Consider the following 21,525-nt stretch of genomic DNA (forward strand, 5'->3'; position numbering starts at 1 on the left):
CCCGTCACCTCACGGCGCCGGTAGCACATGGCAGGCTAAACAGATCTCCCAGGGTAATTCGCGCGACCTTCCTGCTTATGCCTGTCGGATCTACGTCACAGCGTTCCGTGCAAGTATCGGGCTTTGAAGATATTGGCCTTCTTACCCCGCTGTGCCGCCTAATCCGCTTCCTGTTCGTCAGGCCAGCATTTTGCCTCGGGCTTCCTTCAGATTCGCAGTCGCCCGCGACACCCTTGCCTCTGGCTAACACTTCCCCTTGCCGGGTGTGTAGAGGACTTGCACCTCCAAGTCACCAGCGTGGCCACCACAGCCAAGCTGGTTGCGCTTGCGCGCAACGCGCCATGCCTGGCGCACCAATCAAAAGGGCATACCGATGAATCGGTATGCCCTTTTTTGTGCTGGGGGGGTGGCGAGGGAGTTGGGATGCCCCTGTGCGAGCTTGCTCGCGATGACGTCCGCCTAATCTGCAGAAGTCTTCGGCGCCGCCAACGCCTTCAAGGCCGCCTTGCGTTCCTCTATCGGCAATTTGCCGAGCTTTGCCACCGCTGCGTAAAACCCGATCCAGTCCCCGCCCTCGCGCCTGAACAGCGCCGCAAACGCCGGCACCCACTGGTCATACAGCCCGAACGGCAGCAACCGTGCATTGTTCAGAGGGGCATAGACCCAGGCATCGTAGCGTTTGTCACCGGCCCATTGAGTGTCGCGCAACCGCTCATAGTCGGTGCGCAGGCGTTCGAATGCCTGTGCCTTGCGTTGTCGCATCTGTTCGGTCGGCAGGGGTTGGGTGTAGAGCGCTTCCAGGCGCTGGCGGGTGTCGAGGATCAATTGGATGAATTGGTCGCGCTGGCGCACCTGCTTGCCGTTATCCGGTGCCAGCCCACGACTGGCGCGCCATTGCCGGCTGCCTTCCTGCTCGACGAAGGTGGCGAAGGATTCATTGAATTCGGTGTCGTTCTTTACATAAAACCGCTGGTGCGCCAGTTCATGGAAGATCAGCGTCGCCAGGCGTTCGTCGCCCCAATGCATCATCGAACTCAGGATAGGATCGTTGAACCAACCTAATGTCGAGTAGGCCTCTACACCACCGATCGATACGTCCATGCCCTGCAAACGCTGCAATGCGGCCTCGCCACGGGCGGCTCCCTGGCTGTAATAACCGCGATAAGCCACGCAACCGGCAATGGGGAAGCAATGATTTTGCGGCGCCAGGGAAAACTCTGGCGTGGTGAAGACATTCCAGACTACGAACGGCCGGCCAATGTCTGCATACAGGCGATAACTTTTATTGTCTGGCAAATGCAGGTGATCACTGGCGAACGTCCGTGCGTCACGCGCCTGGATCAGGTGCGCCTTCAGTTGAGCATCGCGAGTAGGGTCGGCAATGACCTGGTCGATAGGCTCCCGGGCCTGCAACAACCGCAATTGCCCACCGACGAGCTGGCTGTAATAACCGACGCTTGTGCAACCGTTCAGTAACAAAAGCAGGAGGCCTGGAAACAAAATCCGGAAAACACGGTCGAGTAACCGATGGCTTGAATGCGGCCTGATCAATTGGAATCACCCTGGGAAGTCTGCCCACAAGACTATCTCGCTTGCCTGGAGCTTCGCTATGCGCGTGTTGATGCTGACGAGCGGCCTGTTGCTGCTGACCGGTTGCGCCGGTTTGCCTGATCCTGATCCATCCCAAGCGTGGATCGACCTGGGAAACCAGCAGGACACCGCGCTGCAAGCGCTAAAAGTCGATGACAAGACGTCCATCGACCGGCGCTATTTCGAAGTGCAACCCGGCAGCCATGAACTGACGGTGCGTTATCAATTTGCCGTCGAGCCCGGCAATATCGGCCCGGATGCCGAGCCGCTGTGGCGTGATTGTCGGTTGAATGTGAGATTCAAGGACTTCAATGCGGGCCAACGTTACCAGTTGCAGGCCGGCAGCATCGGTTTCCGACCATGGGCCAAGCTTTACGATCAGCAACGCAAGGTGGTGGGGCAAGGTACGCCGGCGGGCTGCCAGCAAAGTTGATCGGCGCTATGCTCAAGACCTGATTTTTCAGGAAGCTCACCATGCGCCTTCACATGCTGTTACTGGCCTTCGTTGCCATGAGCGGTTGCACAGCGACCCCGTTGCCATCGGCCGATCCGAACATGGCCTGGGTCGATTTCGCGACGCCTACGCCGGGTGGCAAGGTGCTGATGGCTGAAAAGCTGGACGGCCAGCGACTGCGAGACGGGCGCTTCTTCCAGGTTTCGCCGGGCAGCCATGAATTGGAAGTGCGCTTCGACTTCGAGGTGTTTGGTGGCGGTGGGCTGGGTTTGATGACCGAGCCGCAAGAACGGCTGTGCTACCTGACCGTGCGATACGATCATTTCGAGGCCGGCCAGCGCTATCGCCTGGAGGCGCGTAACCTGGCGTACACCCCAAGCGCCCGGCTCTATGACGCCAAGCGAGAAATCGTTGCCGAAGATCGGCAAGCCCGCTGCATGCCATAGGACGTCTTAGCGGTCGTTCTTCTGGTAGATGATTTTTTTCGTGCCGTTTTCGCAAGTGCCCACCACCATATTCTGGTCGTGGACTTCGTCATTCGTGACGATCTCCAGCGTGTAGGACGATACGTTATTGGCCTGGATCTTCGCTTCGATTTCCGCTTTCAGCTCTTCACAGGATTTGGGGGCGGCAAGGGCTGATGTCGCGAATGCACAGCCGATGACCACCAGGGCTGATCGTCTCATGTTCGAATTCCTCATGACAGCGCGCACTGCCTGTGCGCTGAAACTGCGGGCTTCATTCGACCATAATTGCGCCAGGGTAAACAGCTCGACTGCATTCGATAAAATCGCAGCCTTCGCCAACGCTGCAAAGGCTGCGATCCTTTCATGCGTCAGTTCACCAGCGTCGCGTCCAGGGTGATATTGGCGTTCAGCACCTTGGAAACCGGGCACCCTTCCTTGGCCTTCTTGCTCAGTTCGTCGAATTGCGCCTGGCTGGCGCCGGGGATTTTCGCCTTGAGCACCAACTTGACTGCGGTGATCGCGAAACCGCCATCGACCTGGTCCAGGGTCACTTCCGCATTGGTGTCGATGCTGTCGGCCTTGAGCCCGGCATCGCCGAGGATCATCGAAAAGGCCATGGAAAAGCAGCCGGCATGGGCCGCGCCGATCAATTCCTCTGGGTTGGTGCCCTTGCCGCCTTCGAAGCGCGCCTTGAAGCCGTAGGGCGCTTCGCGCAGCACACCGGTTTCCGTGGAAATGGAGCCGATACCGGTTTTCAGGTCACCTTCCCAATGAGCCGATGCTTTCTTGATGATAGCCATGTCTGCCTCCTGAAGATCCGGCGCGAGAGACGCGCCTGGGTATTTTTTTAGCTGTCTGGGTTGTGAGGATAGACCGCCCGGAAAAGTTCACCTTGTCGATTAGCCGACGAATTTAGTAGGAAAATTCTTCGCGGCTATTGAAACTCGGGTATATGCCCACATTGCATGGAACACACCTTTAGAAACGGCAGGCTTTTGCCTTCGGGAAAAGCCCGGAACGTCGTTGGAGATCCCGGCCCATGAAACAGCTGTCCGAAGTGAAATTCTCAACCCTAGACTTGGTGCCTGTCCGCGCCGATGGCAACGCTGCCCAGTCCTTGCGCAATTCGCTGGACCTGGCGCAGCACGTGGAAAAATACGGTTATACCCGCTTCTGGGTGGCCGAACACCACAACATGGACGGTATCGCCAGTTCCGCGACGGCTGTGCTGCTGGGTTATCTGGCGGGGGGGACTTCGACCATTCGTGTCGGCTCCGGCGGCGTCATGTTGCCCAATCACGCGCCGTTGATCATCGCCGAACAGTTTGGCACGCTGGAAAGCCTCTACCCGGGTCGAATCGACCTGGGGTTGGGGCGTGCGCCCGGTTCCGACCAGATGACTGCTCGGGCGCTGCGTCGCGAGCGCTCCGGCAGCGCGGACGATTTCCCCGAAGACGTGGCCGAACTGATGCGCTACCTCGGCCCGCGCACCCCGGACCAACGCATCATCGCCATGCCTGGCACCGGGACCAACGTGCCGGTATGGTTGCTGGGGTCGAGCCTGTTCAGTGCGCAACTGGCCGGTGAACGCGGTTTGCCCTACGCGTTCGCCTCCCATTTCGCACCGCGCTACATGCACGAGGCAATTCGCATCTACCGCAACCATTTCAAGCCGTCGGCAGTGCTCGACAAGCCTTATGTGATGCTCGGCGTGCCGCTGGTGGCGGCGGATACGGATGAACAGGCCGATTACCTGGCGACGTCGGTGTATCAGCGGATCCTGGCGCTGATGCGCGGCCAGAGCCTGGTGCAGCGTCCGCCGGTCGAAACCATGAACGGCCTCTGGTTGCCCCATGAGAAAGAAGCGGTTGGCGATTTCTTGGGACTGGCCATGGTCGGCGGCCCGCAGAAGATTCGCGCCAAGCTCGACGTGCTGATCGAGCAAACCCAGGCCGACGAGCTGATTTTCACCAGCGACCTGTACGAGCATGCCGATCGTTTGCACTCATACGAGTTGCTGGCGCAGGTCATGAAAGGCTGAATGAAGCGCATAAAAAAAGCCGACGCACTGCGTCGGCTTTGACGTTCGAAACAATCACTTTTTATAGACGATTTCTTTCGTACCGCCCTCACAGGTGCCTACGACTTTTCCGTCGGTCGCTGCGCCTTTATCGAAAATTTCCAGCGAATAACCTGACACGCCCTTGGCATCCAGCTTCGCCGCGATTTCGCTTTTCAGCTCTTCGCAGGGCTTGCCGGCCGCAAACGCACCACCGGCAAGGCTCAGCAAACCCAGGGCTACCATCAATTTTTTCATCGCTCGCACTCCTTGGTCGGATCAAATAGGGCAGGTATTGGAAAAACAGAATGCGCATACCATAGCGCATCGCCATTCCCTATGGCACTCCGCCAGCGTGCAAGTTCATCGTTCCTCAGCTATTCACAATCCGGAACCCGACTTTGAGGGTGACCTGAAAGTGCGCGGCCCGGCCGTTTTCGATGTGTCCGCGGGTTTCCGTGACTTCGAACCACTCCAAGTGCTTGAGGCTTTTGCTGGCCTCGGCCAGGGCGTTATTGATGGCGTCTTCAATGCTGGTGGGAGACGAGCCGACCAGCTCGACTTTTTTGTAAGTGTGATGATCACTCATGAGGTTCTCCTTGGTTGTTTTTAACAGCCTAGCAGCGATTTTTCGTCATACGTGTGTCGCCGTTTGCGCGCTGAAGTTCAGATTTACTGCACTTTCAGAAACGACCGCAGTCCCAATTCACACACGCCACTCAACCACTGCAGGAGAGAGCCACCATGGCCAGCAATTCGTTACGCAAAGCCTCGTTGCAAAGCATGGAAGCGGAGATCGAGAGTCTGCTCAAGTCGTTGGAAAGCCTGAAGGACGATGCTTCGGACGAGTCGCGTAAGACCCTCAAGTCGCTCAAGGCCAATGCCGAGAACGCCCTGAAACATTCTCGCCATCTGCTCAGCGACGCCTATGAAGAGGTCAAGGTGAAAACCCGTGAAACCGGGATCGCCACCCGCGACTACGCGCAGGAACACCCATGGACCACAGCGGGTGTCGCGGTCGGTGCGCTTGGTTTGCTGGCGGCTTACTTGCTGTGCAAACGCGGAGACTGAGTCGGTTGGCTCAGCTCATGCCTGAGCCACTGGGCCAATTGCCGAGCGCGTCCATCCGCGGCGCGCTTGGGTAGCCACAACGCCAGTCGCGCCGCCGTTTCATCGAAACCCCACGGCGCGACCAGGCGACCGGCGCGCACGTCCTCAGCCACCAGCGGCTCGGGCGCGATCGCCACGCCGAGCCCCGCTACGGCGGCCTCCAGCAAATAATACAGATGCTCGAATCCTTGCCCGAACTTCAATACCCGGGGATCAAGGTGGTTTTGCTGTGCCCAGGTCGGCCAGGCCTGTGGGCGGGAGGTGGTGTGCAGCAACGATTCGTCCAGCAACGCGCTGACCGGTGCGGTCTGCAGCCGGGCGAATCCGGCGTAGTGCGGGCTCATCACGGGGCCGATCCGCTCGCTCACCAGTTCATACACCTGCATGTCGGCCGGCCAGGGTGGTTCGGCGAATACCAGCAAGGCGTCCAGTCCCGGTCGCCTGGGGTCCAGGTCGCCCTCGCCGGCGGACAGGTGCAGGCGCAAATCCGGCAGGTCGGCATTGAGCCTGCCCAGGCGGGGAATAAACCAGCGTGCCAGCAAGCTTCCCGAGCAGCCCAGGACGAACGGGGCATCGGCGGTGCTTTGCGTCAGTTCCGCGCACACGCTGCGTAACCGCTCGAACGCGTCAGTGCTGGCATCACGCAGGCGCATGCCGGCATCTGTGAGTTTCAAGCCGCGTCCATCCTTGATGAACAGGCTGACACCCAAATGTTCTTCCAGCACCTTCAGCTGTCGACTTACAGCGCCATGGGTGACGTGCAGCTGTTCGGCCGCCTGGCTTACGCTGTTCAGGCGGGCGGTGGCCTCGAAGGCGCGCAGGGCGTTGAGCGGAGGAAGGTCGTGGCTCATGTGATATGTGAGTTTTTCTGACAGGTTGTGGCGATCTTATCGGTTTTCAGTGGCGGATGTCAGGGGTAGAGTGAACCTCATTGTCTTTCAACGCATTTGCTTGGAGCGCCCGATGACCCAGTCTACGACCCCCTTCAACCTGCGCAGTGGTCCCGACGCGAACGGCCTGTTCGGTGCGTTCGGTGGCCGCTATGTGGCCGAAACCCTGATGCCGCTGATCCTTGATCTGGCCCGCGAATATGAAGTGGCGAAGGAAGATCCTGCCTTCATTGAGGAATTGGCCTACTTCCAGCGCGACTACGTCGGTCGTCCAAGTCCGCTCTACTTCGCCGAGCGCCTGACCGAATACTGCGGCGGCGCCAAGATCTATCTCAAGCGTGAAGAGCTGAACCACACTGGCGCGCACAAGATCAACAACTGCATCGGCCAGATCCTGCTGGCGCGGCGCATGGGCAAGAAACGCATCATCGCCGAGACCGGCGCCGGCATGCACGGCGTGGCGACCGCCACCGTGGCCGCGCGTTTTGGCCTCGATTGCGTGATCTACATGGGCACCACCGACATCGAGCGCCAACAGGCCAACGTGTTCCGCATGAAGCTGCTGGGCGCTGAAGTGATCCCGGTGGTCGCGGGTACCGGTACCCTTAAAGATGCAATGAACGAGGCCCTGCGCGACTGGGTCACCAACGTCGACACCACGTTCTACCTGATCGGCACCGTGGCAGGCCCGCATCCGTATCCGGCGATGGTGCGTGACTTCCAGGCCGTGATCGGCAAGGAAACCCGCGATCAACTGCAGGCCCAGGAAGGTCGCCTGCCGGACAGCCTGGTGGCGTGCATCGGCGGCGGCTCCAACGCCATGGGCCTGTTCCATCCGTTCCTGGACGACAAGAGTGTCGAGATCATCGGCGTTGAAGCCGCCGGTTATGGCATCGAGACCGGTAAGCACGCGGCGAGCCTGAACGGCGGCGTCCCCGGTGTACTGCACGGCAACCGCACCTTCCTGTTGCAGGACGACGACGGTCAGATCATCGACGCCCATTCGATTTCCGCAGGTCTCGACTACCCCGGTATCGGTCCGGAACACGCCTGGTTGCACGACATTGGCCGCGTCCAGTACACCTCGGTGACCGACGCCGAAGCCCTGGAAGCCTTTCACAAATGCTGCCGACTGGAAGGGATCATTCCTGCATTGGAAAGTGCCCATGCCCTGGCGGAAGTGTTCAAACGCGCACCCAACTTGCCGAAAGATCACCTGATGGTGGTCAACCTGTCCGGCCGTGGCGACAAAGACATGCAAACCGTGATGCATCACATGGAACAGTCCCAGCAGGAGAAACACTGATGAGCCGCCTGCAAACCCGTTTTGCCGAACTCAAGGAACAAAACCGCGCCGCCCTGGTGACTTTTGTCACGGCTGGCGACCCGGACTACGACACGTCGCTGGCAATCCTCAAGGGCCTGCCAGCGGCCGGTGCCGATGTCATCGAGCTGGGCATGCCGTTCACCGACCCGATGGCCGACGGCCCGGCGATCCAGTTGGCGAATATTCGTGCCTTGGGCGCCCAGCAGAACCTGGCGAAAACCCTGCAGATGGTTCGTGAGTTCCGCAAAGACAACAGCGAGACACCGCTGGTGCTGATGGGGTACTTCAACCCGATCCACCGTTATGGCGTGCAGCGCTTCATTGGCGAGGCGCTGGAATCCGGCGTGGATGGCCTGATCGTTGTGGACATGCCGCCCGAGCACAACAGCGAACTGTGCGAACCGGCCCAGGCAGCTGGCTTGGACTTCATCCGTCTGACCACGCCAACCACCGACGATGTGCGTTTGCCGACGGTGCTCAACGGCAGTTCCGGCTTTGTATATTACGTGTCGGTGGCGGGTGTGACTGGTGCCGGTGCCGCGACGTTGGAGCACGTGGAAGAAGCCGTGGCGCGCTTGCGTCGCCACACCGATTTGCCGATCAGCATTGGTTTCGGTATTCGTACGCCGGAGCAGGCTGCGGCTATCGCACGATTGGCTGATGGGGTGGTGGTTGGCTCGGCGCTGATCGACCATATCGCCAATGCCGATACGGCGGAACAGGCGATTGATGGCGTATTGAGCTTGTGTGCCGCCCTGGCTGATGGTGTGCGCAAGGCGCGTGTCAGCTGATTGTTGATTCGACCCGCAGCGCGAAAAAAGGGGTTCAGAGCTTGGTTCTGAACCCCTTTTTGTTATCGCTTCAAGCAGTGCTCGTCAGGGCAATTCCAACCCGCCCCCGGCCTTGTGCAGTTTGCGCAAATGCTCGCCAATCGCTTTCACATTGGCCTCGCTGGCAGCAATTTCAGCGGCGCGACTCGGTTCAAGCAATGCCCGGACTTCCTTGTCCAGGTCGCCTGTCAGCGTTTGAAGCTGTTTCTGACGCAAGCTGCTTTCCGACTCCAGGCGTTGCCACTCGCTGGGTTGCGGCAAGCCGTAGCCGCTGCTGCCCAGCAGTTCGGCCGGACGGCTCAGGAAGCCGCTGTTGGCGAGGATCTGCTGCAGCGTCGCGTTAGCCCTTTCCATGCCGCCATTCTGCAATTCACGAGCGCCGAGATAACGCTGTTTAACTTCATCCTGCGCCAACAGCAGTTGTCGACGATAACTGGCCTGTTCCAGCAGCAATAACGCCGCGCTGGTGCGCAGGTCGGCCTGTTCGAACCAGACGCGGCGTTCGGCGGCATCCAGGGCCAGCCAGTCTTCCACCGTTTGCTGCTTGATCGGCAGATACTTCTTCAGCACATCGAACATCGCTTGATACCGCTCGCGGAATGAGTCGAAGCGGTAGCCCAGGCGCAAGGCTTCCTTGGGATCATCCAGCACGCTGGTGTCCGCCAGGCCCCGGCCCTTGAGAACTTCCAACAAGCCGTTGGGCATGATGCTGTCCAGGCCGTTGAGCTGCGCGTTGTTGCTGCCGCTGCGCAGCAGCTTCAAGCTTTCCACTGCGCAGTTATTGGACAGGAAGTAATAGTTGCCGTCGTAGCTCCAATGCATTTCGGCGGCGTGCTCGACCGTCTCCTCGATCTCGGTGCGCGACAGGTTCAGCGGCACCGACGCCAGGCTGCGCAGCTCGGTCTTGGTGTATTCATCGATCACCTGGGCCAACGGCAATACGAACAGGCGCGACGGGTATTTGCCAACCAGCCCGTCCCAACTCGATAGCTGCACATCGCCGACGAAAGCGCGGTACGACAGCACCAGGTGTTGGTCCAGATCCAGTCGGCAGTCCGGGCCACGTGGGCGACCCGGTGCGCAGATCACCAGCCGGAGCATGCTGTGACCCCAGCGGCTCACCCAGTTCTGGTTGGCTTCGGCCAGCAGGTAATCGATGGCATAGACCCGTTCTGGATCGACCTTGCCCAGTGGAGTCTTGGCGAAGTCATTGCCGGCGTTGAGGAACGCGAACGATTGGGCGCAGGTGTCCTTGGTGGCAGGTGCCCAGCCGAAGTGTGCCTGGTAATAGCGATACAGGGCGGGGCGTCGGCAGGCGTAGCTTGGGTCGAGGAGGAAGTACTCCATGTTGACCGCGACGAACTCCTTGGGGCTGCTCGTTTCATAGAGGTCCGGGCTGCGGGCGACCTGGCGGTTGTGCTGTTCCCGCTCACCGCGCCGACCAACGTATTGTGGCCAGCCGGCGAGGTCCAGCAACCGAGGATCATCGCTGAGGGTGAAGCGGCGGTCGTTCTGGCCCCGGCATTCATCGGGAAGGCCGATCAAGCCGGCGCTGCTGTTGCGTCGAGTGCAACGCTGGATCAGCGTACGCTCAGCATCTGGCCATAGACGCGAGCGGTCATAAATGTGGGTCAGTTCGTGCAGGACGGTGGCGAGCATTTCCCGTCGCACAGTGCCGTGGGGGCGATGGGTCTTTTGCCTCGCGGCGCTGCCGTCGACAAGGCTGTCGAGCAGGTTGCTGTTGAGGTCCAGTTGTGACACCAGCGAGGCCTGGCCGTAGGCGTTGGCCGGCATCTGGTCGGTCCAGCCGACATCGATGCGTCGGTCCAGCCGCTCGATGAAGCGCGGCGGCAGCGCCTGCATGGCTTCATCGAGCAGCGCCTGGCTGGCCTGCTGTTGCGCCGGGCTCAGGCCTTCGACGTTGAGGTGCAGTTGCAGGCCGGCCTGGGCCATGCTGCCCGTGAGCAGCAAGACCCCGACCGCCAGCCAGGCGGCGAACCGCCTCACAATGCGAGGATGGCTTCGGCGAGAACCTGGTCACTGGCGTCGCGGGCTTCCGGCACGCGGGTGCGCAAGGTGTCGAAGGCGGCCTCGAGATGAGCGCCACGAATTTCACCATTGCTGGCGACAAAACTGGCGGCATCGTCATGGGCTTCGCGGACGATTTTCGAATCACGGATGGAGGTGGTGGTGTCGGAAGTGAAATCGATCGTGCGCTGGGAAGCGCGAACGATGATGTTACTGGTGGCTACCAGGGTATGTGCCTGGGCCACATCGGCCAACACCAGCAGGCCTAGGGCGGCAGCAATCAGCGGGCTACGCATGGAACGACTCCGGAGAAATAGGGATAACTATTGGACGAGAATTGCCTGTGCCAGTTCAAGGTCGCTGACGTGAAGTTTTGGCTGGGTCCGGCGCAGGTAATCCAGGGCCGATTCCAGTTGTGCACCTCGCAGTTGCCCGTCGCTGGCGACGAATGCCGCGGCGTCATCGTGAGCGGCGACGATCAGTTTATGGTCGAAGGGCGCAGAGGTCACCATGCTCGTGGCATAGCCGCTGACCACCACTTGCTGGGTGGACACATCGAAAGCATGGGCCGGAACAGACCAGCAAAAAACTACGAAGAAAGACGCGATGAACAGATCTGAGTAAAAACGCATGGGGCTCGACGGTTGATGGCGAGCCTGAAGGCTAGCGCAAACCTGCGGGCCAGAGCCAGCGTTGAAACATCGGAACACCATTTGGCGCCCGATGTTTCATGTTGCATCAGATCACCAGGATGGCCTGGGCCAGCTGTGCATCGGTGGCGTTGAGCTGTGGTGCCTGCTGGCGGATGTAGTCCAGGGCACTTTCCAGTTTCACACCACGGATGGCGCCTTCGCTGGCGACGAAGCTGGCGGCGTCATCACGGGCGGCTTGAACGACCTTGTTGTCCCGCAATGATGAGGTTGCATCGGAGGTCACGTCGGACGTGGCTTTGAGTGCGCCGACAATGGAGTCAGTGGTGACGATAAAGCTGCTGGCGTTGGAGTAGGCGGCTACGGCCAGCAGGGCGACTGCGCTGAGCAGGCGGAGACGGATCATGAGGAAACTCCTTGAAGGATGAGGTGATACCGGTGCGTTTAGCTGGAAGAGGAGACGCATGCTCGACTCGCTTCGCCACGTTCGCATCGATATTAGGACAGAACGCGTTGGCTGACAGCCCTTTGCGACGGTCATCGGCAGCATGATGCCCGCATTGGGCGCTACGGTTCAAGATTAACTGTACTGGTATGTTTTTTGTTTGTGAAAAACTGTTATGTGCCCCCCGGGTTTCCAAAAAAACGGGCCCGGAAACGACAAGACCCGTCGCGGTTTCCCGCGACGGGTCTTGTTTGTTCAATTCGGTGCTGGCAGTGGACCCGGTGGGTCAGGGCCAGCGACGCTGAGTTAGCGCCAGAACGGCTTGCTCAGCTCTTCGTAACGCTGTGCTTCGCTGATACCGGCGTCAGCCAGCAGGCGCGAATCCAGACGAGCCAGTTGATGGCGGCTGGCGATGCGGCGCTGCCACAACATCAGGTTAGCGATAACGCGAAGAGGCAGGGAAGCCTGGTTTTTTTCAGCTTTGTCTTCGAAAAACAGCTCGGAACTGAGTGTACGTTCCATGGTTGACATCCTTCCGCTTGTGGCGGGATTAGGTAGTGGTTTAACTGGTGCCCATGATCCTCTCGTTTAGCCAGTCTCTCTAGATACAGTTCATCTGTATTGTGAGAGACCAGTTAACTGTTAAAGAGCGGTGTGCTGGTCAATATTGAGGCAACTGTACCTGTCTGCACGATATTGGTGCGTTTTTGGTGGTTGCCTGATGTTTTGTGGGAAAAGACTGTAAGAAAATACCGGTACAGCAGTACAGTTTTTGTTGCGTCAGGCTCGAGTGACGGCCTTCAATCAAAACTGTATTTGCGATAGTGGTGATCCAGCTGTATCAGACGGCCAACATGCGCCCGGTTTCTTCGAGGTTGACGTGCCAACTCAGTGCATCGCGCAGGATATGCGGGGTATGTCCACCCAGGGTGCACGCGGCTTCGAAATAATCATTCAACGCTTGGCGGTAGGATGGGTGTACACAATTGTCGATGACCGCTCGTGCCCGCTCCCTTGGCGCCAGGCCACGCAGGTCGGCCAGGCCGATCTCGGTCACCAGGATGTCGACATCGTGCTCGGTATGGTCCACATGGCTGACCATCGGCACGACACTGGAAATGGCGCCGCCCTTGGCAATCGACTTGGTCACGAAAATCGCCAAGTGGGCGTTGCGGGCGAAATCCCCCGAACCGCCAATGCCATTCATCATCCGAGTGCCGCAGATGTGGGTGGAGTTGACGTTGCCGTACAGGTCGAACTCCAGCGCGGTGTTGATACCGATGATGCCCAGGCGGCGTACGACCTCGGGATGGTTGGAGATCTCCTGTGGGCGCAGGACCAGTTTGTCCTTGTATCTTTCCAGGTTTCCGAATACGTCGGCGTTGCGTCGACTCGACAGCGTGATGGAGCTGCCGGAGGCGAAGCTCAGCTTGCCGGCGTCGATCAAGTCAAATGTCGAGTCCTGCAGGACCTCGGAGTACATGGTCAGGTCTTCGAACGGGGAATCGATCAGCCCGCACATCACGGCGTTGGCGATGTTGCCAATCCCGGCCTGCAACGGCCCGAGCTTGTTGGTCATGCGCCCGGCCGCAACTTCCTGCTTGAAGAAGTCGATCAGATGATCGGCGATGGCCTGGGTGTCGCTGTCCGGTGACGCGACGGTCGAAGGCGAGTCCCCTTGGTTGGTGATGACAATGGCGGCAATTTTTTCCGGCGGGATCGGGATGGCAGGGCTTCCAAGACGATCGTCGACTTTCACCAGGGGGATGGGTGTGCGGGTCGGGCGATAAGTCGGGATATAGATGTCGTGCAGCCCTTCCAGGTTCGGGTTGTGGGCCATGTTGATCTCGATGATCACTTGCCGGGCGAAGATGGCGAAACTGGCCGAATTACCTACCGATGTGGTCGGTACGATATGCCCTTGCTCGGTGATGGCCACCGCTTCGATCACGGCAATGTCGGGCAGCTTGAGCTGGCCGTTGCGCAGTTGCTCAACGGTTTCCGAGAGATGCTGGTCGATGAACATCACCTCGCCTGCGTTGATCGCTTTGCGCAACGTGCTGTCGACCTGGAATGGCATGCGCCGCGCCAGCACGCCGGCCTCGGTGAGTTCCTTGTCGAGGTCGTTACCCAGGCTCGCACCCGTCATCAGGCTGATTTTCAGCGGAGTGACCTTGGCGCGCTCAGCCAGGGCGTGGGGCACTGCTTTCGCTTCTCCGGCGCGGGTAAAGCCGCTCATGCCGACGGTCATGCCGTCCTGAATCAACAAGGCTGCTTCGGCAGCACTCATCACTTTATTCAATAACGAAGGCAAGCGGATGCGATCACGGTACATAGGTTGTTATCTCGGGCTGGAAAGCAAGATGCGCAGTCTAGTGAATTCGCGCGGTGCCCGACCCGCTACAAAGGTCGCATTTAAGGCCTCTATTACGGGCGTTTCAGGCAAAACATTATTACCGGATCGGTAACGTTCGGCCTTGATACAAATCAAAACGCCCCGACGAGTCGGGGCGTTGATGGCGAAGCCGTGAGCGTTATTCCACGGCTTTGACCATGTCTTCGATGACCTTCTTGGCGTCACCGAACACCATCATGGTCTTGTCGAGATAGAACAGCTCGTTGTCCAGGCCCGCATAGCCGCTGGCCATCGAGCGCTTGTTGACGATGATGGTCTTGGCCTTGAAGGCTTCAAGGATCGGCATGCCGGCAATCGGCGACTTCGGATCGTTCTTCGCCGCCGGGTTGACCACGTCGTTGGCGCCGAGCACCAGCACCACGTCGGCCTGGCCGAACTCGGAGTTGATGTCTTCCATCTCGAACACCTGGTCGTAAGGCACTTCGGCCTCGGCCAGCAAGACGTTCATGTGCCCGGGCATGCGGCCGGCCACCGGGTGGATCGCGTATTTGACGGTTACGCCGTGGTGGGTCAGCTTCTCGGTCAGCTCCTTCAGCGCGTGCTGCGCCCGCGCCACTGCCAGGCCGTAGCCCGGGACGATGATCACCGTGTCGGCGTTGGTCAGCAGGAAGGTCGCGTCGTCAGCCGAGCCGGATTTCACTGGGCGGGCTTCTTTGGAGCCTGCCGGGCCAGCAGCATCTGCTGTGTTGCCGAAACCGCCGAGCAACACGTTGAAGAACGAACGGTTCATCGCCTTGCACATGATGTACGACAGGATCGCACCGCTCGAACCCACCAGCGAACCGGCGATGATCAGCATCGAGTTGTTCAGCGAGAAGCCAATGCCCGCTGCGGCCCAACCGGAATAACTGTTGAGCATCGAGACCACCACCGGCATGTCCGCGCCGCCGATCGGGATGATGATCAGCACGCCCAGTACAAACGCCAGGGCCAGCATCAAGGCGAACGCGCTGAGGTTGCCGGTGAACATGAAGGTCAGGCCCAGGCCCAGCGTCGCGAGGCCCAGGATCAGGTTGAGCTTGTGCTGGCCACCAAACTGTACCGGTGCGCCCTGGAACAGGCGGAACTTGTACTTGCCAGAGAGCTTGCCGAACGCGATCACCGAACCGGAGAAGGTAATTGCACCAATGGCTGCGCCCAGGAACAGCTCCAGGCGGTTACCGGCTGGAATCGAATCACCCAATTGCTTGACGATGCCCAGGGATTGCGGCTCGACGACCGCTGCGACAGCAATGAACACCGCCGCCAGGCCGATCATGCTGTGCATGAACGCCACCAGCTCCGGCATCTTGGTCATCTCGACGCGCTTGGCCATGATCGAGCCCGCGGTGCCGCCGATCAGCAGGCCGACGATGACGTAGCCGATGCCGGCAGTCGCCAGCGCAGCACCGAGCTTATAGATAAGGCCCACAGTGGTGAGCACCGCCAGCGCCATGCCAAGCATGCCGAACAGGTTGCCACGGCGAGAGGTGGTGGGGTGTGACAGGCCTTTGAGGGCCTGGATGAAGCAGATCGACGCGATCAGGTAGAGCGTCGTTACCAGGTTCATGCTCATTACTTGGGCGCCTCTTCTTTTACGGCTTTCGGGGCTTTTTTCTTGAACATCTCGAGCATGCGGCGCGTCACCAGGAAGCCACCGAATACGTTGACCGCGGCGAGGGCTACGGCGAGGGTGCCCATGGTCTTGCCCAGAGGCGTTACGGTCAGTGCGGCAGCGAGCATGGCGCCGACGATCACGATCGCCGAAATGGCGTTGGTCACCGCCATCAACGGCGTGTGCAGTGCAGGTGTCACGTTCCAGACCACGTGGTAACCGACATAAATCGCCAGCACAAAGATGATCAGGTTGTAGATACCGGGGGAGATAAGCTCTTCCATTGTCTGAATCCCTGCTTAGGCGTTTTTACGGATGACTTGGCCGTCGCGGCACATCAGGCACGCGGCAACAATGTCGTCTTCCAGGTTCACGTCGAACTGACCTTCCTTGGTGAAGACCAGCTTCAGGAAGTCCAGCAGGTTGCGGGCGTACAGCGCCGAAGCGTCTGCCGCGACTTCGCCGGCCAGGTTGGTCGGACCGCAAATGGTCACGCCATTTTCGATCACGACCTGGTCGGCCACGGTCAACGGGCAGTTACCGCCCTGGGCTGCCGCGAGGTCGATGACCACCGAGCCAGGTTTCATTTGCGCGACGGTTTCGGCACTCAGCAGCGTCGGTGCCTTGCGGCCCGGAATCAGCGCGGTGGTGATGACGATGTCCGCCTGCTTGGCGCGCTCGTGCACCGCTTGGGCCTGGCGCTGCATCCAGCTGGCCGGCATGGGTCGGGCGTAACCACCGACGCCGACGGCGCATTCACGCTCTTCGTCGGTTTCGTAAGGCACATCGACGAATTTGGCGCCGAGGGATTCGATTTGTTCCTTGACCGCCGGACGCACATCCGAAGCTTCGATCACAGCGCCCAGGCGCTTGGCGGTGGCAATCGCCTGCAACCCCGCCACGCCCGCGCCGAGAATCAGCACGCGCGCCGCTTTCACGGTGCCCGCAGCGGTCATCAGCATCGGCATGAAGCGTGGATAGTGATGAGCGGCCAGCAGCACGGCCTTGTAGCCAGCAATGTTCGCTTGAGACGACAGCACATCCAGGCTTTGGGCACGGGAGGTACGTGGCGCGGCCTCAAGGGCGAAAGCGGTAATGCCGCGTTCGGCCAGCTTGGCGATGGTTTCGTTGTTGAACGGATTGAGCATGCCCACCAGAACGGTGCCGCTCTTGATCAGCGTCAGTTCGCTGTCGCTGGGGGCCACCACCTTGAGAATCAGCTCGGTCCCGAATGCATCACTGGCGCTGCCAATGGTTGCGCCCGCCGCCTCGTAGGCACTGTCAATTACGCTGGCCTTGATACCGGCGCCGCTTTGGACAGTGACTTTATGGCCTTGGCCGATCAACTTCTTGATGGTTTCCGGGGTAGCAGCAACCCGTGTTTCACCCGTTTGGGTTTCGAGGGGAACACCAATGTGCACGTCAAATCTCCTGCGTGATCTTATTGAGTAAACCCAGGCACTTCGGATGGTGCGGCTGGGGCGGCCGATCAGCACGATCCCGCCAAACCAGGCGGGGCGCGGCATTTTGCAGGCGAAAATTCAGCCCTTCAAGGGATTATGACGGGTGACGGAAAATTAACTACAAGTCACCCTGTGACCGAATGTCGCAACTATCGATCGGAGCCCTTGTGAGCCGTGCTTTCCAAGGATTCAGGTCCAAATTGACAATTTTTCCCATCGGCGAGATGAATAAGCGCTGATGCATTGCGCGATATGGCTCCAGGCCATGTATTTAGACGCTTTGGAGACTACTGCACGGGTTCGGTAACAGATTGACTGAATGCGACATAAACTTATATCTGTAGCGACCTCTGTTAGCTTACTACCTAAGCATGTTTTCGTTTTTTTATTAATAATCAATGAGATAGCCGTTTGCTTGTTTCACGAGCCAGTCACGAAAAGCTCGAAGGGAGGCGGATTCGACCTTTCGCTCCGGAATCATCAGGTAATAGGCCTTGATGCTCGATAGCGCGCTGCGGTTGGCCACGACCAGTCGTTTCTCCGCCAGCTCGCGCTGGATCAAGAACGGCGGAATCAGCGCGATGCCCATGTCGTGCATGGCCGCTTGGGCAAGCATGGAGAATAGTTCATAACGCGGGCCTGTCAGGTCTCGTGCAATGTTCAGGTTCTGGGCGTTGAACCACTGGCGCCACGCATACGGGCGAGTCGTCTGCTGGAGCAAGGGCAATTCGGCGATGGCCTCTGGTGTCAGGCTCGTCCGGCCTTCCAGTAAGGTAGGGCTGCATACCGGCATCGGATTTTCGCCCATCAGTTTGTGGGATTCGGTACCGGACCAGTCCGCATCACCAAAATAGATAGCGGCGTCAAACTCTGTGTCCGCAAAGAGAAAGGGCCGTGTGCGGTTGGTCAGGTTGACGGTGACTTCCGGATGCTGCTGCTGAAAATCCTTGAGGCGTGGTAGCAGCCATTGAGTGCCGAAGGTTGGGACCACGGCCAGTTCGATCACGTTCGCACCGGTATGCCCCATCACCGAAAGAGCGTCGCGCTCGACGGCATCCAGTTGGGTGGCAACTCGACGGCTGTAGGAAAGGCCGGCTTCGGTCAGTTTGACGCCTCGACGTGAGCGTCGGAAAAGCTCCACGCTGAGGAAGTCTTCCAGGCTGGCGATTTGTCGGCAGATAGCGCCTTGCGTAAGAGAAAGCTCGTGCGCCGCCTTGGTGAAGCTCTCATGACGTGCGGCAGCCTCGAAGCTGATCAGGGCGGTGGTGCTGGGGATTTTACGGCGCATGTACGCAAGCCTCACTCAATATCGACATAAACGGGGTTTATGGCGTTTACGGAGTGAGAAATTAGCACAAGATAGTGCGTAATCCTCGTTTGCCCTTGTAGGAAAGCGCGCCTAGGATCAATCCACGATTTTCATCTAATTGGCGAGGACTCTTTCATGGCCGGTAAAGCGAGCTTCAACTGGATCGATCCATTGTTGCTGGATCAGCAGCTCACCGAAGAAGAGCGCATGATCCGCGACACTGCCGAGCAGTTCGCCCAGCAGAAGCTCGCGCCGCGGGTGCTGGAAGCGTTCCGTCATGAGAAGACAGACCCGGCGATTTTCCGCGAGATGGGTGAAGTGGGCCTGCTGGGGGCAACCATTCCTGAGCAGTACGGCGGCAGTGGGCTGAACTACGTCAGCTATGGCCTGATCGCTCGCGAAGTCGAGCGCGTCGATTCCGGTTATCGCTCAATGATGAGCGTGCAGTCTTCGCTGGTCATGGTGCCGATCAATGAATTCGGTACCGAGGCGCAAAAACAGAAGTATCTGCCAAAGCTGGCGTCTGGTGAATGGATCGGTTGCTTTGGTCTGACCGAGCCGAACCATGGTTCCGACCCGGGTGCGATGATTACTCGTGCGCGCAAAGTGGAAGGCGGCTACAGCCTGACGGGTAGCAAAATGTGGATCACCAACAGTCCGATCGCCGATGTCTTTGTCGTCTGGGGTAAGGATGACGCTGGCGATATCCGCGGCTTCGTTCTCGAGAAGGGCTGGAAGGGCCTGAGTGCACCGGCTATTCATGGCAAGGTCGGTCTGCGCGCCTCCATCACTGGCGAAATCGTAATGGACAACGTATTCGTTCCGGAAGAGAACATTTTTCCCGATGTCCGCGGCCTGAAGGGCCCGTTTACTTGCCTGAACTCGGCGCGTTATGGCATCTCCTGGGGGGCTTTGGGGGCAGCTGAGTTCTGCTGGCATACCGCTCGCCAGTACACGCTGGACCGACAGCAGTTTGGGCGTCCTCTGGCTGCCAATCAGTTGATCCAGAAGAAACTGGCCGACATGCAGACCGAAATTACCCTGGCCTTGCAGGGATGCTTGCGCCTGGGACGTATGAAAGATGAAGGCGCGGCGGCGGTCGAGATTACCTCGATCATGAAGCGCAACTCCTGCGGCAAGTCCCTGGATATCGCTCGCATGGCGAGGGACATGCTGGGTGGCAACGGTATTTCCGATGAGTTCGGCGTTGCTCGTCATCTCGTGAACCTGGAAGTCGTAAACACCTATGAAGGTACCCACGACGTTCATGCGCTGATCCTGGGGCGTGCGCAAACCGGTATCCAGGCGTTCTATTAATAGGAGAACGGTCATGGGCGCGCTTTCACATCTGCGGGTATTGGATTTATCGAGAGTCCTGGCCGGGCCGTGGGCCGGACAGATCCTGGCGGACCTGGGGGCTGATGTCATCAAGGTCGAGCGTCCCGGCAATGGTGACGATACGCGCGCCTGGGGGCCGCCCTTCCTTAAGGATGCCCGAGGCGAGAACACGACCGAGGCTGCTTATTATCTGTCGGCCAATCGCAACAAGCAGTCGGTGACCATCGATTTCACGCGTCCAGAAGGGCAGCGGCTGGTGCGAGAGCTGGCGGCCAAGTCCGATATCCTGATCGAGAACTTCAAAGTTGGCGGGCTGGCGGCTTATGGTCTGGACTACGAGTCGCTAAAGGCGATCAATCCGCAATTGATCTATTGCTCGATCACTGGGTTTGGCCAGACGGGCCCTTATGCCAAGCGTGCCGGGTATGACTTCATGATTCAGGGGTTGGGGGGCTTGATGAGCCTGACCGGTCGCCCAGAGGGCGATGAGGGGGCGGGGCCTGTGAAGGTGGGAGTCGCGCTGACGGATATCCTCACGGGGCTGTATTCGACTGCTGCTATTTTGGCGGCGTTGGCTCATCGGGATCATGCTGGCGGCGGCCAGCACATCGATATGGCCTTGCTGGATGTTCAAGTGGCTTGCCTGGCCAATCAGGCGATGAATTACCTGACCACAGGTAATGCGCCGAAGCGTTTGGGCAATGCTCATCCGAACATCGTGCCTTATCAAGATTTTCCTACGGCCGATGGCGATTTCATCCTTACGGTGGGTAACGACGGCCAGTTCCGAAAATTCGCTGAGGTTGCAGGTCAGCCGCAGTGGGCCGACGATCCGCGTTTTGCCACAAACAAGCTGCGGGTGGCGAATCGGGCGGTATTGATTCCGTTGATTCGCCAGGCGACGGTGTTCAAGACTACCGCCGAGTGGGTGGCTCAATTGGAGCAGGCGGGTGTGCCGTGTGGGCCAATCAACGACCTTGCCCAGGTGTTTGCCGATCCTCAGGTGCGGGCGCGTGGCTTGGCGATGGAATTGCCTCATGTATTGGCTGGGAGCGTGCCGCAGGTGGCCAGTCCGATTCGACTCTCCGAGACGCCGGTGGAATATCGCAATGCGCCCCCTTTATTAGGGGAGCATACGCTGGAGGTCTTGCAGCGAGTGTTGGGGTTGGACGAAGCCGCGGTGACTGCGTTCAGAGATGCGGGGGTTCTATGAGTCTTCTCTTCTATATAGAGGAAGATTCTTAAGGGCAAAAGCAGTGGGTTTGCCAGTGTTGCGCAACTTATTGATAGAAAAGCGAAATTAAGGGTTGACGGCAGATTCTGGAAGTCTATAATTCGCCCCACTTCCGGCGCAGTCGAAACGGAAAACTCCTTGAAATTCAATGAGTTAAGTAGGTTTCGAAGGTGTGGGGCTTTAGTTCATCGAGGTCTGGAAGGAGCAGGTGGAGCGGTGTTGTTTAGCTCTATCGGCGGTTCGATCTTCTCGGTCGAAAGCGGTGAAAAAGAGGTGTTGACAGCAGCGAGTAACGCTGTAGAATTCGCCTCCCGCTAACGA

At 59.2% G+C, this 21,525-nt stretch carries 24 protein-coding genes; 8 read left to right on the forward strand and 16 right to left on the reverse strand.

Annotated features, from left to right (window positions below; all coding sequences use genetic code 11):
• Positions 1-459 precede the first annotated feature (459 nt).
• On the reverse strand, positions 460-1,551 hold the full coding sequence (locus tag BT116_RS28920) for an aminopeptidase (RefSeq protein WP_072349113.1): 1,092 nt from the start codon (positions 1,549-1,551) through the stop codon (positions 460-462).
• A 58-nt stretch (positions 1,552-1,609) separates the two neighbouring features.
• On the opposite strand from BT116_RS28920, the gene BT116_RS28925 reads away from it, so the two are divergent.
• Together BT116_RS28925 and BT116_RS28930 are read left to right on the forward strand one after the other, a co-directional pair.
• Positions 1,610-2,023: a PA0061/PA0062 family lipoprotein gene (locus BT116_RS28925; RefSeq protein WP_072349115.1), complete on the forward strand. Its 414-nt coding sequence runs from the start codon at positions 1,610-1,612 to the stop codon at positions 2,021-2,023.
• A gap of 41 nt (positions 2,024-2,064) precedes the next feature.
• Entirely contained in the window at positions 2,065-2,490 is a 426-nt protein-coding gene (locus BT116_RS28930) for a PA0061/PA0062 family lipoprotein (protein ID WP_072349117.1), read from the forward strand.
• Positions 2,491-2,496: 6 nt separating this feature from the next.
• Here BT116_RS28930 and BT116_RS28935 read toward each other — a convergent pair whose 3' ends face one another.
• On the reverse strand, positions 2,497-2,730 hold the full coding sequence (locus tag BT116_RS28935; protein ID WP_072349119.1) for a DUF1161 domain-containing protein: 234 nt from the start codon (positions 2,728-2,730) through the stop codon (positions 2,497-2,499).
• A 149-nt stretch (positions 2,731-2,879) separates the two neighbouring features.
• Positions 2,880-3,311: an OsmC family protein gene (locus tag BT116_RS28940; RefSeq protein WP_072349121.1), complete on the reverse strand. Its 432-nt coding sequence runs from the start codon at positions 3,309-3,311 to the stop codon at positions 2,880-2,882.
• 239 nt (positions 3,312-3,550) lie between these two features.
• On the opposite strand from BT116_RS28940, the gene BT116_RS28945 reads away from it, so the two are divergent.
• Entirely contained in the window at positions 3,551-4,552 is a 1,002-nt protein-coding gene (locus BT116_RS28945; RefSeq protein WP_072349123.1) for an LLM class flavin-dependent oxidoreductase, read from the forward strand.
• 54 nt (positions 4,553-4,606) lie between these two features.
• Here the strand turns inward: BT116_RS28945 and BT116_RS28950 are convergent, their stop codons facing one another.
• Positions 4,607-4,828 (reverse strand): DUF1161 domain-containing protein, encoded by a 222-nt coding sequence (locus BT116_RS28950; RefSeq protein ID WP_072349125.1) that lies wholly within the window; start codon positions 4,826-4,828, stop codon positions 4,607-4,609.
• A gap of 115 nt (positions 4,829-4,943) precedes the next feature.
• Positions 4,944-5,159 carry a dodecin gene (locus BT116_RS28955; RefSeq protein WP_003196424.1) on the reverse strand — a complete coding sequence of 72 codons (216 nt, stop codon included), beginning with the start codon at positions 5,157-5,159 and terminating at the stop codon, positions 4,944-4,946.
• A 155-nt stretch (positions 5,160-5,314) separates the two neighbouring features.
• On the opposite strand from BT116_RS28955, the gene BT116_RS28960 reads away from it, so the two are divergent.
• The gene (locus tag BT116_RS28960) at positions 5,315-5,641 is read left to right on the forward strand and encodes an ElaB/YgaM/YqjD family protein (RefSeq protein ID WP_003196426.1); all 327 of its coding nucleotides are present in this window, start codon (positions 5,315-5,317) and stop codon (positions 5,639-5,641) included.
• Here the strand turns inward: BT116_RS28960 and BT116_RS28965 are convergent.
• Positions 5,614-6,531 (reverse strand): LysR family transcriptional regulator, encoded by a 918-nt coding sequence (locus tag BT116_RS28965; protein WP_072349127.1) that lies wholly within the window; start codon positions 6,529-6,531, stop codon positions 5,614-5,616. The genes BT116_RS28960 and BT116_RS28965 overlap by 28 nt on opposite strands.
• A gap of 112 nt (positions 6,532-6,643) precedes the next feature.
• Here BT116_RS28965 and trpB point away from each other — a divergent pair, with 112 nt between their 5' ends.
• Together trpB and trpA are read left to right on the forward strand one after the other, a co-directional pair.
• Positions 6,644-7,876 (forward strand): tryptophan synthase subunit beta, encoded by a 1,233-nt coding sequence (gene trpB / locus BT116_RS28970; RefSeq protein ID WP_072349129.1) that lies wholly within the window; start codon positions 6,644-6,646, stop codon positions 7,874-7,876.
• Positions 7,876-8,688, forward strand: a complete 813-nt coding sequence (gene trpA, locus BT116_RS28975) for a tryptophan synthase subunit alpha (protein WP_063323533.1) — start codon at positions 7,876-7,878, stop codon at positions 8,686-8,688. The genes trpB and trpA overlap by 1 nt, the downstream gene beginning before the upstream one ends.
• A gap of 84 nt (positions 8,689-8,772) precedes the next feature.
• Here the strand turns inward: trpA and BT116_RS28980 are convergent, their stop codons facing one another.
• The 10 genes from BT116_RS28980 to BT116_RS29025 form a co-directional block, all read right to left on the reverse strand.
• Entirely contained in the window at positions 8,773-10,734 is a 1,962-nt protein-coding gene (locus tag BT116_RS28980) for a DUF7844 domain-containing protein (protein ID WP_072349131.1), read from the reverse strand.
• Positions 10,731-11,051: a DUF2388 domain-containing protein gene (locus tag BT116_RS28985; protein ID WP_003187020.1), complete on the reverse strand. Its 321-nt coding sequence runs from the start codon at positions 11,049-11,051 to the stop codon at positions 10,731-10,733. The genes BT116_RS28980 and BT116_RS28985 overlap by 4 nt, the downstream gene beginning before the upstream one ends.
• A gap of 27 nt (positions 11,052-11,078) precedes the next feature.
• Positions 11,079-11,387, reverse strand: coding sequence for a DUF2388 domain-containing protein (locus BT116_RS28990; RefSeq protein WP_063323531.1), 309 nt, complete (start codon positions 11,385-11,387; stop codon positions 11,079-11,081).
• Between the two features lie 106 nt (positions 11,388-11,493).
• Complete coding sequence (locus tag BT116_RS28995) at positions 11,494-11,811, reverse strand: DUF2388 domain-containing protein (RefSeq protein ID WP_072349134.1); 318 nt, start codon at positions 11,809-11,811, stop codon at positions 11,494-11,496.
• 345 nt (positions 11,812-12,156) lie between these two features.
• The gene (locus BT116_RS29000; protein ID WP_003187014.1) at positions 12,157-12,372 is read right to left on the reverse strand and encodes a DUF1127 domain-containing protein; all 216 of its coding nucleotides are present in this window, start codon (positions 12,370-12,372) and stop codon (positions 12,157-12,159) included.
• Positions 12,373-12,691: 319 nt separating this feature from the next.
• Positions 12,692-14,185, reverse strand: coding sequence for an acetyl-CoA hydrolase/transferase family protein (locus BT116_RS29005; RefSeq protein WP_072349136.1), 1,494 nt, complete (start codon positions 14,183-14,185; stop codon positions 12,692-12,694).
• Between the two features lie 199 nt (positions 14,186-14,384).
• Positions 14,385-15,821 (reverse strand): NAD(P)(+) transhydrogenase (Re/Si-specific) subunit beta, encoded by a 1,437-nt coding sequence (locus tag BT116_RS29010; protein ID WP_072349138.1) that lies wholly within the window; start codon positions 15,819-15,821, stop codon positions 14,385-14,387.
• Positions 15,821-16,144 (reverse strand): NAD(P) transhydrogenase subunit alpha part 2, encoded by a 324-nt coding sequence (locus BT116_RS29015; RefSeq protein WP_003187010.1) that lies wholly within the window; start codon positions 16,142-16,144, stop codon positions 15,821-15,823. The genes BT116_RS29010 and BT116_RS29015 overlap by 1 nt, the downstream gene beginning before the upstream one ends.
• A gap of 15 nt (positions 16,145-16,159) precedes the next feature.
• Positions 16,160-17,281: a Re/Si-specific NAD(P)(+) transhydrogenase subunit alpha gene (locus BT116_RS29020; protein WP_072349140.1), complete on the reverse strand. Its 1,122-nt coding sequence runs from the start codon at positions 17,279-17,281 to the stop codon at positions 16,160-16,162.
• 430 nt (positions 17,282-17,711) lie between these two features.
• On the reverse strand, positions 17,712-18,611 hold the full coding sequence (locus BT116_RS29025) for a LysR family transcriptional regulator (protein WP_072349142.1): 900 nt from the start codon (positions 18,609-18,611) through the stop codon (positions 17,712-17,714).
• 156 nt (positions 18,612-18,767) lie between these two features.
• Between BT116_RS29025 and BT116_RS29030 the strand changes: the two genes are divergently transcribed.
• Positions 18,768-19,949, forward strand: coding sequence for an acyl-CoA dehydrogenase (locus BT116_RS29030; protein WP_072349144.1), 1,182 nt, complete (start codon positions 18,768-18,770; stop codon positions 19,947-19,949).
• 13 nt (positions 19,950-19,962) lie between these two features.
• On the forward strand, positions 19,963-21,183 hold the full coding sequence (locus BT116_RS29035; protein ID WP_072349146.1) for a CaiB/BaiF CoA transferase family protein: 1,221 nt from the start codon (positions 19,963-19,965) through the stop codon (positions 21,181-21,183).
• Positions 21,184-21,525 lie beyond the last annotated feature (342 nt).

This window comes from Pseudomonas sp. NFACC16-2, from assembly GCF_900119205.1.
In the GTDB taxonomy this organism is placed as follows: domain Bacteria; phylum Pseudomonadota; class Gammaproteobacteria; order Pseudomonadales; family Pseudomonadaceae; genus Aquipseudomonas; species Aquipseudomonas fluorescens_Q.